An 11,715-nucleotide genomic window follows, 5' to 3' on the forward strand; every position below is an offset into this window, starting at 1 on the left:
AGAGCCCGGATATATACACACCGGGCGGCAGATGAAGAAGCGGGTATTGTGAAATCCCGGGCTGTTGAATCAAAAAGAAAATAAACGCTGTCATCGCCGATGGCCGCCGTTCCGCAGGGATGGCGGCCATTCGTATTTGGACACCGTCCGCCGGCCGCGCCCTCAGCGTGCCACCGCCGCCCGCATCGAGCGCGCCACATAGCCCAGGCAGATGAGGGTCAGCGCCAGGCCGACGATCACCGAAGGCAGCACCTGATCCGCGCGCAGCGCCTCGCCCTTCAGCACCAGCATCATCAAGGTGTTCTGGGCCAGGCCCGGCACCCACAAATACCAGGGCGCGTCGCCGCTGGGGTTCAGGATGCTGACCATGGGCGCCAGGCCGACCAGGGTGATCACCAGCGCGCTGCCGGCCTGCGCCTCCTTGAAGGTCTTGGAGCGGATCGCCAGCGCCATCAGCAGCGCGCCCAGGCCCGCGGCCAGCGGCAGCTGCAGCAGCAGAAAGGCCAGCACCTCACGGCCGCCGAACTGGAACATCGCCTGCAGGCTGTCGCTCTTCAGCAGCCATTGCGCCGGGATGAAGCCGAGGTTGGACAGCAGCGCCACCGCCATGCCCAGCGCGGCCACCGCGCCCCATTTGCCCAGCACCAGGGCAAAGGGCTGCACCGGGTTCATCAGCAGCGGCTCTAGCGAGCCGCGCTCGCGTTCGCCGGCCGTGCTGTCCAGCGCCGCGGTCAGCGCGCCATAGAGCACGGCCATGATGATGAACATCGGAATGATGCTGGTGATGCGCGCCGCGCGGGCCTGAGCGCTGGCCAGGTCGCGCTCCTGCACCTCGACCGGCTGCAGCAGCTCGGTCGAGACGCCGCGCAGCGCCAGGTTCAGCGTCGCCTGCTCGCGGTTGAAGCCGGCCAGCAGGCGCTGCAGCTGGCCGATGCCCGCATTGGCGCGCTGGTTGGCGCTGTCGCTGACCAGCTCCACCGTCGGCCGCTCGCCCGCGCGCAGCGCCTGCTCGAAGTCCCTGGCGATCACCATCACCGGCTCCAGCAGCGTCGTCGCACGCAACCGCGCCTCGTAGTCGGCCGGCGCCGGCTTGACCGTGTAGGTCTGGCGCTCGAGGAAGTTGCGCAGGCTGGGCGCATGCTCGATGCCGACAACCAGCAGCTCGCGCTTGTCGGCGCGCTCCTCCAGCGAGGCGATCAGGCCCGACAGCGCCAGCAGCAGCAGCGGCCCCATCAGCACCGCCGGGATCAGCAGGCGCAGCAGGGTGCGGCGGTCGCGCAGCGCGTCCACGATCTCCTTGCCAAAAACGATGCCGCAATTCCTCGACCATTCGCGCGCCTTCATGCGGCCACCTGCTCTTCCTGTTCCCGCGCATCGGCAAAGGCCAGCTTCACGAAGGCATCCTCGAAACCGCTTGCGCCGGCCTGGTCCAGCAGCTGCTCGACCGTGCCCTCGGCCACGCTGCGGCCCCTGGCGACGACCACCACGTGCTCGCACAGCAGCTCCACCTCCTGCATGATGTGGGTGGAGAACACGATGCACTTGCCGCCGCCGGCGGGGCTCTTCAGATGCCGCAGCGCCTCGCGCAGGGCGCGGGTGGCCAGCACGTCCAGGCCGTTGGTCGGCTCGTCCAGCACGATATTGGCCGGGTCGTGCACCAGCGCACGGGCCAGCGCCGTCTTCATGCGCTCGCCCTGGCTGAAGCCCTCGGCGCGGCGGTCCAGGATGGCACCCATGTCCAGCAACCGCGCCAGTTCCACCGCGCGCGCATTGGCGGCGTCCTGCTCCATGCCCTGCAGGCGGCCGAAGTAGATGATGTTCTCGCGCGCCGACAGGCGCGGATAGAGCCCGTGCGCGTCGCCCAGCAGGCCCATGCGGGCCAATGCCGCGCGCGGCCGCTCGGCCACCGCGATGCCGTCGACGGCGATGTGGCCGGCGTCGGGCGCGAACAGCCCGCCCAGCATGCGCAAGGTCGTCGTCTTGCCGGCGCCATTGGGCCCCAGCAGGCCGGTGATGCGGCCGTTGGGCGCGTGCAGCGACACGCCCTGCACCGCGTGGACGATCCTCTTGCCGCCGCGCTTGAACACCGAGCCGCCGACGCGGGAAACAAAGGACTTGCTGACCTGGTCGATCGCGATCATGAGGAGGCCCTGGAAGAGGAGGCGCCGGGCTGCACCGGCTGGAAGGCCGGCGGGCGCGGGATGCGGGTGGCACAGGCGGCGTCCTGCGGTAGCGCTGCCGCGTCGCTCTTCGCATCGATGAAGCGGAACAGCACGTCGCGCATGCAGGCGATGCTCAACACGCCATGGCCGGCCTGTGGCACGACGATGTGCTGCGCGCGCGCGCCCAGCGCCTTCGCGACCCTCTCGCCATGGCGCGGCGGTGTGGCCGGATCGGCGCCGCCGCTGAGCAGCAGCACCGGCGTCTGCGCCGGCGGGATCGTGTAGAAGTCCGGCGCGACCTCGCCGCGCGGCCAGTCCCGGCAGCTGCGGCGGTATTGCTCGCGGTACTGCTCGGCGAAATCGGCGCCGGGCCGGTCGCCGGCCGCCTCCAGACGCGGCAGGTCCTCGGCGCAAATCACCGAGAAGTGCATGCCGGCGGCCAGCTTCATCGCCTTGCCACTGCCTCCCAGAGTGTTGGCCAGGCCGAACAGGCCCTCGTAGCGGCCGGCCGCCGCGGCCGTGATCGCCGCGGGCAGGCCGGCGGCCAGCGCCGGCGCATACAGCGGCACGCGCACGGCGCTCATCAGCAGTTCGCGGCGCAGCGTGAAGCGCTCCGGTTCGCCGCTCAGCGGATGCTGCACCGTCACCTCGCGCGGCAGGCCGGCCAGCAGCGCGGCCCAGTCGCGGCGCAGCGCCGGATAGCGTCGGGCGCAGCCCTCGCGGTCCTGCTCGCAGCTGGCGAACACTTCGTCCAGCGCCGCCTGGGAATCGGTGGAGAAGCTGGCCGGCAGCGCCATGTCCGGCGGTGCTACGCCGTCCATCACCGTGCGGCGCACCTGATGCGGGAACTGGCGCTGGTATTCGAGCGCGGCGCGCGTGCCGTAGCTGGCGCCGACCAGATTCCATTGCGGCACGCCCAGGCGCTGGCGCACCGCCTCGAAGTCCTGCATCGCGATCGTTGTCGTGTAGAAGCGCAGATCGCCGTGCGGCAGCCTGGCCAGGTCCAGCGCGCATTGCTTCATGCGGGCGAACTGGGCGGCCGGATCGAGCGCCTCCTTGATCGGCAGCCTGCTCTCGTCCGCGCATTGCAGCGGCGCCGAGCGGCCGGTGCCGCGCTGGTCGATGAAGACCAGATCGCGCCGGTTGTTCAGCCGCGCCAGCCGTGGCAGCACCAGCGGCGCGATGTCGATCGCGCTCTGCCCCGGCCCGCCGGCCAGCAGCAGCACCGGGTCCGGCTGCTTGTTGCGCGCCATTGCCGGCACGATCATGTAGTGGATCTCGATCTGCGTGCCGGCCGGCCGGGCCGGGTCGAGCGGCCGCCGCAGCTGGCCGCACTGCAGCTCATTGGGCATGCCCTCGATGCGGCAGGGGTGGGTCGGCGGATCCGCATCGGCCGCCCGCGCGCCGCCTGCCATCGCCATCAGCGCTGCAACTGCCAGGCCGGGCATCACCCTCGTTCGGACTGCTGTTCTTCTTCGCAAGCGCATCGGCGGCTCTCCTCGTCTGATGCGGGCGATTATGTGGGCCGCCTGCGGCCGCGCCGGCATGGCTGCGGTGGATGGCGGGGGCCGGCGATGAATGGCGGCCCGGCGCGACGGGCGGGCCTCGGGCGTCTTTGTTCTTCTCGACGCAGATGCTGGTCTTGATCGCGCTGCCGGCCTGGCGCTCAGCGCCTGGCGGACGAGCCGCTCGGGCCGGCCGGCGCTGCGGCCGCGCGCAGCGCCTTCAGCTCGGCGCTCAGCCAGGCGCGGCTCTCGACCGGCGCGGCCTGGCTGCCGCCGCAGCGCACCAGATAGGCCTGGCCGCTGACGCTGCTGCGCGTGGCGGCGCGCTCAATGAAATCCTCGCTGCTGGCGACCAGGTTCTTGTCCTCCAGATAGGCGAGCTTCTTCAGCAGATGCGCGCGCGCCTCGCCGGCCTCGTACCAGCTGCCGTTGCGGCCGAACTGGCAGCCCGAGCGCTGCAGCCGGTCCAGGAGCGCGTCGACCTCGGCGCGCACCGGCGGCGGCAGCGGCGCGGCCTGCGCGGCGCCGCCCGCCAGCAGCAGCGCAGCGAACAGGGCCGCGGCCCGGCGCCGGGAGTTCATGCGCCGGCGGGGTGGCGGCGGCCGAACATGCCCCAGCCTTCCATGCTCAGCACCTGCTCGCCATGCTGGTTGAAGACGGCCCAGCTCGAGCGCACCAGGCCGATCTGCGGCCGGCTCTTGCTCTCGCGGGCTTCCAGCACCGTCATGCGCACGTTCAGGGTGTCGCCGGGCCGCACCGGCTTCAGCCAGCGCAGATTGTCGATGCCGGGCGAGCCCTGGCTGGTCGAGTCCAGCAGGTAGTTGTCGCACATCATCCGCATCACCATCGCGCAGGTGTGCCAGCCGCTGGCCGACAGGCCGCCGAGGATCGATGCATTGGCGGCGGCCTCGTCCAGGTGCAGCGGCTGCGGATCGTAGGCGGCGGCGAAGGCCAGCACCTCCTCGCGCCCGACCTGGCGGCCGCCGAACTCGCGCACCGCGCCGACCGGGAAGTCTTCGAAGGCGTAGGTTTTCTTTGTCTCGTCCATCGGCCCACTATAAGGCGCGGCTTGCACATCATGAACCGGCCATGGACCAGCCGATTCGACCCGGCGCCTGCAGAGTTTTCGATTCCGTCGTATGGTCGCCGCCGCGATTCTCAATTCGAACAAGGAGTTCCCGACGATGAAGCTCTATTACAGCCCTGGCGCCTGTTCCCTGTCCCCGCATATCGCGCTGCGCGAGGCGGGCGTGGCCTTCGAGCCGGTCCTGGCCAGCACCAAGACGCACCGGCTGCAGGACGGCACCGACTACTACACGATCAACCCGCGCGGCTATGTGCCGCTGCTGGAGCTTGACGACGGCCAGCGCCTGACCGAGGGCCCTGCCATCGTCCAGTACATCGCCGACCAGGCGCCCGCCTCCAAGCTGGCGCCGGCCCATGGCACGCTGGAGCGCTACCGGCTGCAGGAATGGCTGACCTTCATCGGCACCGAGCTGCACAAGGGCTTCTCGCCGCTGTTCAATCCGGCCATGCCAGAGGAGGCGAAGGCCATCTTCCGCGCCAAGCTGGCCGATCGCCTGGCCTGGGTCGAGCAGCAGCTGCAGGGCAAGCAGTTCCTGCTGGGCGACCAGTTCAGCGTCGCCGACGGCTATCTGTTCACCGTCACCAACTGGGCGCCGCACGTCGGCGTCGACCTGGCGCCCTATGCGACCCTGAACGCCTACCGCGCCCGCATCGCGGCACGCCCAGCGGTGCAGGAGGCGATGAAGGCCGAAGGCCTGCTGAAGTGAGGGACGAGGCGCGCCGGCAGCTGGCGCTGTACCTGGCGCGCTTTCCCGCGGAGCACGCTCGCCTGGCAGCGCTGCGCGAACAGCTGGACGACGATGCCGGCGACCCGATGGCCCGCGCCAATATGCGCGGCCATGTGACGACCAGCGCGCTGGTGCTGGACCCGACTTTGAGCCAGGTCCTGCTGATCCACCACCGCGTGATCGGCCGCTGGCTGCAGCCAGGCGGCCATCACGAGGCGGGGCAGAGCCTGTGGGACTCGGCGCTGCGCGAGGTGGCCGAGGAGACCGGCGTCAGCGCGCTGGCGGCCCATCCGGCCTGGGGTCAGGACTTGCCGCTGGACATCGACAGCCATGCGATCGCCGCCAACCCGGCCAAGGGCGAAGGCGCGCACTGGCATCACGACTATGCCTATCTGCTGATCGCGCAGCGCGAGCCGGGGCGGCTGCGCGCCCAGCTCGACGAGGTGCACGCGGCGGCCTGGTGGCCGCTGGACGAATGGCTGGCAAGCGGCGGCGACGAGCCGCGCCTGCAGGGCCTGGCGGCCAAGCTGAAGGGCCTCAGCCCTTCTTCACCGGCGTCTTGATCAGCGCCTCGCAGGTCGCGCGCTGCCTGTCGGCCGTGTCGACCTTGGCGCAGACGCCGTCCAGCTGCGTCTTCAGCCGGCCGACCGCGGCCGCGTGCTGGCCCTCGGCGTTCCAGCTGTTCAGCTTGGCGCCCACCTTCTGCAGCGAGCGCGCGCTGCGCTCGTAGAAGGCGCTCTTGTCGGCGGCCGCCTCGCTGAACAGCTGGGCGGCGGTCTTCTCGATCTTGCCGGCGTCCTGCGGCGCCAGCTCGACCAGGGCGGCGAAGTAGTTGGAGCCCCATTGCAGGCGCGTGGCCGGGCCCTCGCTCTTCTGGAAGGCCTCCTCGTACCAGCGCAGCGCCTCGTCCTTGCGGCCCTGCTTGCGCGCATTGCCGCCCAGCTGGCTCATCAGGTAATAGGGCGAATGGCTCTTGGCCAGATTGGCCTTCAAGAGCTCGTCGCTCTCCTTCCACAGGCCGGCCAGGCCCAGCAGATAGGCGCCGCCGGTGATGACGGCCTGGCGCTCGTAGCCGTCGCTGATCTCGCGGTCGGCGCGGGCGACATGCTCGCGCACGTCCTTGATCAGCGCCGGCGGCAGCTTCGGGGTGAGCGCGTCCCGGGGCTGGTCCAGCCGCGCCAGCTCGACGCGCGCCTGCAGCGCCGTCATGCGGTCGGCGCGCGACAGCGAGGTGTCGGCCTCCAGCCGCTTGAGCGCCGTCTCGAACTCGGCCAGCAGCTTGTCGCGCGTCGCCCCCGGCTCCGGCGCCAGGGTCTTGACGATGTCGGCCGCGCCGTTGGTCAGCACGTCCATCTGCGCATGCGCCTCGGCCGGGCTGGCCAGCACGGCCGACACGCGCTGCTGCAGCGCGGCGTCGGGCTTGACGCCCTTGCCCTCGTCGCTGGCGGCCAGCGCCTTCAGCCACAGCCGTGTCGTCGTGTCTGCATCGATACCGGCGCTGGCCACGGCCAGCTGGGCCAGCAGGCCCGGTCGCTCGATCGGCGAGACCAGCTGCTGCTCGTCGGTCTCCCAGGAATAGAAGGCCAGCAGCTTCCATTCGTTGGCGCCGAGCTTCTTGCCGGCCTTGGCATCGGCCAGCACCGTCTTGATCGGGCGGCCGCCGGCCAGGCCCAGCTGCAACACCTTCAGCACCTGCGGCGCATCGACCTCGCCGGGCAGGCGGGTGATCTCGTTGGCCTCGGGGCTGAATAGGATCATGGTCGGGTAGCCGCGCACCTTGAAGCGGCTGCCCAGCTTCTGCGCGCCGGGCAGGTCGCCGTCGATGTGCACGGCGACGAAGGCGCGCGACTGCTCGATGAAGTCCTGGCGGTTGAACAGGGTCGCCTTCAGCTGGTTGCAGGGCGGGCACCATTTGGCGCCCCAGTACAGCAGCACCGGCTTCTTCTCGCTCTTGGCCTGGGCGAAGGCGCGCTCGATATCGGCATCGCCGGCGGCCTGCTGCCAGGCGACCTGGGCCGCGTTGCCGGGCGCCGAGGCGGCCGAGGCGGGGGAGGACAGGGTCAGCGCGATGGCGGCAGCCAGGGCCGACAGGACGGCGTTGCTTCTCTTCAGCTTCATGCGGACGTGGTGCGCCGCCCTCGTGGGGCGGCCATGGACAGGGATGGCGCCATTGTGCGCCCAAGCCTTGGGCCCTGCCTATGCGGGGATAGCGCTAGCTTATGCAGTCCTTGGCCTTGCGCGCCGCCGCTTCAGCCATGCCGGTCGACCAGCCGGTTCAGCGTGCCCCAGTTGCGCATCGTCGACGGTGCGCCCAGCCGCCGCTCGAGCAGCGCATTCGGGCTGCCAGGGCTGGCACCCAGCTTGCGCGATAGACCCAGCGCCGCATGGGCGGCGGCGCTGTAGGCAATGATCTCGGCATCGCCGCGCGGCGAGCGCCAGGGCAGGGTGGCGGGGTCCGGCGGCGGCGTTGCTTGCGAAAGAAAGCAGATGCAGCGGTCATAGATCTCGTCCGCCGGATCGAGGCCGGCAAAGGGCTGCGCGTCGACCAGCGCACGCAGCGCCTCGACGCGGCGCAGGAAGGCCGGCTCGGCCAGTCCGCAAGCCGCATGCAGCCGCTCGCGGGCGCCGGCCACGATGCGCCGCGCCGCCGCGTCGCCGCGCGCCTCGAAGACCAAGCTGCCATTGACCTGGAATGAGGCCGGCCGCTGCGCGCCGGCCTCGGCAAAGGCCTGCTCGAACAGCGCCTTGTCCGGGCAATGGCGCCGGCCGAGGTTGAGATTGCGGAAGAGGGCGGCGTATTTGCTCATCGCGCCTTGGTTCGACGGCCTAACGCTGGCATTATGCGGCGAGCGCCTACGCGAAACGCCGATGAACGACCGCCTTGCCGTCACCCTGCAGCAGCTGCGCGCCCAGGCCCGGCCGGACCAGCTGGCGGCCATGGCCGGCTTCGGCCTGACCGGCGCGACGCGGCTGGGCCTGTCGGTGCCGCAGATGCGCGCGCTGGGCAGACAGATCGGCCCCGATCACGAGCTGGCGCTGGCGCTGTGGGACACCGGCATCCCGGATGCGCAGATCGTCGCCTCGCTGCTGGCGGAGCCGGCGCGGCTGACGGTGACGCAGATGAACCACTGGACCCGCGGCATGCAGGCCTGGGATGTCTGCGACCAGGCCTGCGGCAATGCGTTCCGCAAGTCGCCGCTGGCCTGGGGGCGGATTCCGGTCTGGGCGCGCGGTCACGAGGAGTTCGTCCGCCGCGCCGCCTTCGCCCTGCTGGCGCTGCTGGCGGTGCACGACAGGCAACGCGCCGACGCCGATTTCATCGCGCTGCTGCCGCTGATCGCCGAGGTGGCGGTCGACGACGAGCGCAACTTCGTCAGGAAGGCGGTCAACTGGGCGCTGCGCCAGATCGGCAAGCGCTCGCCCGCCTTGCGGGCCGAGGCGATCGCCTGTGCCGAGCGGTTGCAGGCACAGCCCGGCAAGGGCGCCCGCTGGATCGCGGCGGATGCGCTGCACGAGCTGCGGCCGCGTGCGCAAGGGGCGATGGGCCGCTGAGTTTCAGCGCGCGTGGCGCTGCCGCAGCCGCGCGCCGATCAGGCCCAGGCCGGCCAGCATCAGGGCCCAGCTCTGCGCATCCGGCACGGCGCTGATCTGGATGAACTCGCCGCTCATCGAGGCGACCCAGTCGGGCTGCCGGGTGACGCTGCCCGGAATGCTGTAGCTCGGCCAGCCCATCGCCGAGTACTCGCTGAGCGGCGCTTCGTCGAGGCCGGGCGCGAAGACGGGCGTCGCATTGCTGCTGCCGAGGTGCTCGCCCTCGTCGTCGCCGAGCAGGGCGCCGCCCTTGTCGAGCCGGTACTCGATCCCGCTCAGATCCCCCAGGTGGTGGGTGAAGGCGGGCACCGCGTAGTTGCCGGAGAAGCTCAACTCGAAATCATCGATCTCGTAGCCGTACAGCCAGCCATCGCCGTCCAGGTCCTGGCCGCCGAAGTGGCCGCTGACGAAGGCGCCGCCGGCGTAGCCACCCTGATGGAAATTGAAGCTCAGCGCGCGGGCGGCGGGGCTCAGGGCAAGAAGCAGCAGGCCGGCCGTGGCCCAGCGCGCAAGGACGGAATGAGACGAGATCGACATCGAAGGCTCCCGAAGAATGGGTCGCCAGTGTCGCCAGCGTGCAGGCCGGCGCGCATCGCTCCGACGGGCCAATCGGCGAGGCCGGGGCGCGCGGCGCCCTGGCTCCATCGGGCCATCGGCCCGGGCGCTAGTTGCAGAGCCCGAGGATGCGTTCCTCGTTCGAGCAGCGCTTTCTCGGCGTGCAGTTGCGCAGCTCGCGGGCCGTCGGAGCGTAGTAGGTCCAGCCGCTGCCCAGCTCGGGCAGCTTGAGGCTGACTTCCTTCCATTTCGGATGGCCGTCGGCCTGCAGGCGCGAGAAGTTGTTGCACAGCGAGCGGCCCAGCTTGCTCAGGTGGCCGACCGTGTCCTTCAGATTGAAGTCGTAGGTGACCAGGAAGGCGCCCACCGAAATGGTCGTGAAATCCTCGCTCAGCAGGTTCGGATAACTGGCCGCGCGCACGGTGGCCGGCGCGTAGGTGCCCAGCGCCTGCCTGCTGTAGGGGCTGTTGGGGTCGAACTTCAAGAGCTTGATGAACTTCTGCGCCTCCGGCTTCATGTTCGCGATCAGCGGCGCCGGCTGGCCGGCGGCGACGACGACGACGTCCACCGACTTGTCGCCGATCAGCTTGACCAGCGCCTCCTCGTTGGACATGAAGCTGGCCTGCGCCTCCGGGATCGGCTCGTTGAACATCATCCGGTACAGGGTGTGGGTGATCAGCGCGGCGCCGCTGCCGACCAGGCCGCCATTGATCTTGGCGTCCTTGATGTCGTGCAGATAGTTCAGCGGCGAGTCGGCGCGCACGATGTAGTGGATCTCGGTGTTGTACAGCGGCAGGATCACGCGCAGCGGCTTGATCAGCGCGTTCGCCTCCGGATTGCCGGCGCCGGCGCGGTCGACGAAGGCCTGGAACACATCGGCCTGCACGACGGCCAGCTTGACGCCGGGCTCGTAGCGCAGCAGCTTGACATTGGCCGCCGAGCCCGAGGTGGCCAGCACCTCCAGCTGCACATCGGCCTCGGGAGCGACGAACCGGGCCAGGTCCTTGCCGATCGCGTAATAGGTGCCCTTGTCCGAGGCGGTCACGATCTTGTACTCGGCCGCCGCCTGCGCCGGCCCGGCGCGGCCCAGCAGCAGCAGGCCGAGGAGCATGGCGGCAGCGATCGAGCGGGGCAAGGACGTGACCTGGGGCATGGCTTTACCTCTGGTTGGACGGGGCGTTCGGGTTGCACAGGCCGAGCGCCGCGACGGCCTCGGTGCAGGCACCGATCCGGGGCGGCGGCGGTTCGATCGCGCTATTGCCGCTCGGGCCGGCGCGGGTCGGCGGCAGCGCAATCGGCGGCAGATTGGCGTCGTTGGCCGGCGCGATGGTCATGCGCGGCGGGCGTTCGCTGCGGCGCGGCGCCGGGCCGGGCGCGATGCCGGGCAGCGCTTCGCTGGCGGCGGCGGTCTGGGTCGGCGGCGGCGAGGGCTCGGCGGCCTCGCTGCGCTCGGGCGCGACGGGGGGAGTGGGGCTCGCGCCAGGCGTGCTGCTTGCGGTGGACCTGCCGGGCGGCTCGGCCGGCGGCTGGGTGGACAGCGCGTCGCGCACCACCGAGTCGATCACGGCCGTCGCCTTGGCCGAGGGGGCCGGTGTGCGGCCTTCGTAGAAGTAATAGCCGGCGGCGGCCGCCAGCAGCACGACGGCGGCGCTGCTGAGCATCACCAGCAGCGGCAGCGCGCGCGGGGCCGGCGGGCGCAGCGAATCGGACTGCGCGTGCAGGAAGGCGGAGTCCAGCTCGTCCGGCGGCGCCGACTCGGCGGCGGCGGCCGCGGCGGCAATGCCGGGCAGGTCCAGTGCCGGCGGATCGTTGGCAGCGGCCTCGGCCGTTGCGCCGGCCTGCTGCAGATCGCCGCCGCAGCGGCCGCAGACCTCGGTCAAGGTCAGGTCGTTGACCGCGCCGCAATGCGGGCAGGGCTGCAGATGCAGCGCCGCGCCGCACTCATTGCAGAACTTCGAGTCGACCGGGCTGACGTGGGCGCAATACGGGCAGCGCGTGGGCAGCTTGGCGGGCAGTCGTATCGGTGACATAGGCAACAGCTGGACGGGGCGCAAGCACCGTGTCGCCCCACTATAGGGCCGTTCCCGG

13 protein-coding genes are annotated in these 11,715 nt (G+C 70.8%); 3 read left to right on the forward strand and 10 right to left on the reverse strand.

Translation table 11 applies throughout. The features are described 5' to 3' along the window. Positions 1-162 precede the first annotated feature (162 nt). The 5 genes from QWJ38_RS02955 to QWJ38_RS02975 all read right to left on the reverse strand — a co-directional run bounded on the left by QWJ38_RS02955 (position 163) and on the right by QWJ38_RS02975 (position 4,715). Positions 163-1,344, reverse strand: a complete 1,182-nt coding sequence (locus tag QWJ38_RS02955) for an ABC transporter permease (RefSeq protein ID WP_290357540.1) — start codon at positions 1,342-1,344, stop codon at positions 163-165. Then, positions 1,341-2,141, reverse strand: a complete 801-nt coding sequence (locus tag QWJ38_RS02960; RefSeq protein ID WP_290357541.1) for an ABC transporter ATP-binding protein — start codon at positions 2,139-2,141, stop codon at positions 1,341-1,343. Before QWJ38_RS02960 ends, QWJ38_RS02955 begins: the two co-directional genes overlap by 4 nt. Then, positions 2,138-3,610, reverse strand: coding sequence for an alpha/beta hydrolase (locus QWJ38_RS02965; RefSeq protein ID WP_290357542.1), 1,473 nt, complete (start codon positions 3,608-3,610; stop codon positions 2,138-2,140). The genes QWJ38_RS02960 and QWJ38_RS02965 overlap by 4 nt, the downstream gene beginning before the upstream one ends. A gap of 218 nt (positions 3,611-3,828) precedes the next feature. Next, positions 3,829-4,248, reverse strand: coding sequence for a DUF5329 family protein (locus QWJ38_RS02970; RefSeq protein ID WP_290357543.1), 420 nt, complete (start codon positions 4,246-4,248; stop codon positions 3,829-3,831). Continuing rightward, positions 4,245-4,715 carry a MaoC family dehydratase gene (locus QWJ38_RS02975; protein WP_290357544.1) on the reverse strand — a complete coding sequence of 157 codons (471 nt, stop codon included), beginning with the start codon at positions 4,713-4,715 and terminating at the stop codon, positions 4,245-4,247. The genes QWJ38_RS02970 and QWJ38_RS02975 overlap by 4 nt, the downstream gene beginning before the upstream one ends. Positions 4,716-4,851: 136 nt before the next feature. Between QWJ38_RS02975 and gstA the strand changes: the two genes are divergently transcribed. Next, a complete protein-coding gene (gene gstA, locus QWJ38_RS02980) occupies positions 4,852-5,460 on the forward strand; it encodes a glutathione transferase GstA (protein ID WP_290357545.1) in 609 nt (202 codons plus the stop codon). Further along, complete coding sequence (locus QWJ38_RS02985; protein WP_290357546.1) at positions 5,457-6,044, forward strand: NUDIX hydrolase; 588 nt, start codon at positions 5,457-5,459, stop codon at positions 6,042-6,044. Before gstA ends, QWJ38_RS02985 begins: the two co-directional genes overlap by 4 nt. Here the strand turns inward: QWJ38_RS02985 and QWJ38_RS02990 are convergent. Then, positions 6,019-7,599, reverse strand: coding sequence for a thioredoxin family protein (locus tag QWJ38_RS02990; RefSeq protein ID WP_290357547.1), 1,581 nt, complete (start codon positions 7,597-7,599; stop codon positions 6,019-6,021). The two genes, QWJ38_RS02985 and QWJ38_RS02990, sit on opposite strands and share 26 nt — an antisense overlap. Before the next feature lie 131 nt (positions 7,600-7,730). Continuing rightward, positions 7,731-8,288 carry a DUF1697 domain-containing protein gene (locus QWJ38_RS02995; protein WP_290357548.1) on the reverse strand — a complete coding sequence of 186 codons (558 nt, stop codon included), beginning with the start codon at positions 8,286-8,288 and terminating at the stop codon, positions 7,731-7,733. A 61-nt stretch (positions 8,289-8,349) separates the two neighbouring features. Between QWJ38_RS02995 and QWJ38_RS03000 the strand changes: the two genes are divergently transcribed. Further along, entirely contained in the window at positions 8,350-9,033 is a 684-nt protein-coding gene (locus QWJ38_RS03000; protein ID WP_290357549.1) for a DNA alkylation repair protein, read from the forward strand. 3 nt (positions 9,034-9,036) lie between these two features. On the opposite strand, the gene QWJ38_RS03005 is transcribed toward QWJ38_RS03000, so the two are convergent. From QWJ38_RS03005 to QWJ38_RS03015, 3 genes are all read right to left on the reverse strand, one after another. Beyond that, positions 9,037-9,609 carry a hypothetical protein gene (locus QWJ38_RS03005; protein ID WP_290357550.1) on the reverse strand — a complete coding sequence of 191 codons (573 nt, stop codon included), beginning with the start codon at positions 9,607-9,609 and terminating at the stop codon, positions 9,037-9,039. A gap of 127 nt (positions 9,610-9,736) precedes the next feature. Continuing rightward, positions 9,737-10,738 carry a TAXI family TRAP transporter solute-binding subunit gene (locus QWJ38_RS03010; protein ID WP_290357551.1) on the reverse strand — a complete coding sequence of 334 codons (1,002 nt, stop codon included), beginning with the start codon at positions 10,736-10,738 and terminating at the stop codon, positions 9,737-9,739. A gap of 46 nt (positions 10,739-10,784) precedes the next feature. Beyond that, the gene (locus tag QWJ38_RS03015; RefSeq protein ID WP_290357552.1) at positions 10,785-11,657 is read right to left on the reverse strand and encodes a double zinc ribbon domain-containing protein; all 873 of its coding nucleotides are present in this window, start codon (positions 11,655-11,657) and stop codon (positions 10,785-10,787) included. Between the last annotated feature and the right edge of the window lie 58 nt (positions 11,658-11,715).

It is taken from the genome of Roseateles violae, assembly GCF_030410485.1.
In the GTDB taxonomy this organism is placed as follows: Bacteria; Pseudomonadota; Gammaproteobacteria; order Burkholderiales; family Burkholderiaceae_C; genus Roseateles_D; species Roseateles_D violae.

Excerpts from the sequence above, each read along its gene's own strand:
- QWJ38_RS02995 (WP_290357548.1), bottom strand. The coding sequence starts at position 8,288 with ATGAGCAAATACGCCGCCCTCTTCCGCAATCTCAACCTCGGCCGGCGC.
- QWJ38_RS02970 (WP_290357543.1), bottom strand. The coding sequence starts at position 4,248 with ATGAACTCCCGGCGCCGGGCCGCGGCCCTGTTCGCTGCGCTGCTGCTG.
- QWJ38_RS03015 (WP_290357552.1), bottom strand. The coding sequence starts at position 11,657 with ATGTCACCGATACGACTGCCCGCCAAGCTGCCCACGCGCTGCCCGTAT.
- QWJ38_RS03005 (WP_290357550.1), bottom strand. The coding sequence starts at position 9,609 with ATGTCGATCTCGTCTCATTCCGTCCTTGCGCGCTGGGCCACGGCCGGC.
- QWJ38_RS02990 (WP_290357547.1), bottom strand. The coding sequence starts at position 7,599 with ATGAAGCTGAAGAGAAGCAACGCCGTCCTGTCGGCCCTGGCTGCCGCC.
- QWJ38_RS02965 (WP_290357542.1), bottom strand. The coding sequence starts at position 3,610 with ATGCCCGGCCTGGCAGTTGCAGCGCTGATGGCGATGGCAGGCGGCGCG.
- QWJ38_RS02960 (WP_290357541.1), bottom strand. The coding sequence starts at position 2,141 with ATGATCGCGATCGACCAGGTCAGCAAGTCCTTTGTTTCCCGCGTCGGC.
- QWJ38_RS02955 (WP_290357540.1), bottom strand. The coding sequence starts at position 1,344 with ATGAAGGCGCGCGAATGGTCGAGGAATTGCGGCATCGTTTTTGGCAAG.
- QWJ38_RS02975 (WP_290357544.1), bottom strand. The coding sequence starts at position 4,715 with ATGGACGAGACAAAGAAAACCTACGCCTTCGAAGACTTCCCGGTCGGC.
- QWJ38_RS03010 (WP_290357551.1), bottom strand. The coding sequence starts at position 10,738 with ATGCTCCTCGGCCTGCTGCTGCTGGGCCGCGCCGGGCCGGCGCAGGCG.
- gstA (WP_290357545.1), top strand. The coding sequence starts at position 4,852 with ATGAAGCTCTATTACAGCCCTGGCGCCTGTTCCCTGTCCCCGCATATC.
- QWJ38_RS03000 (WP_290357549.1), top strand. The coding sequence starts at position 8,350 with ATGAACGACCGCCTTGCCGTCACCCTGCAGCAGCTGCGCGCCCAGGCC.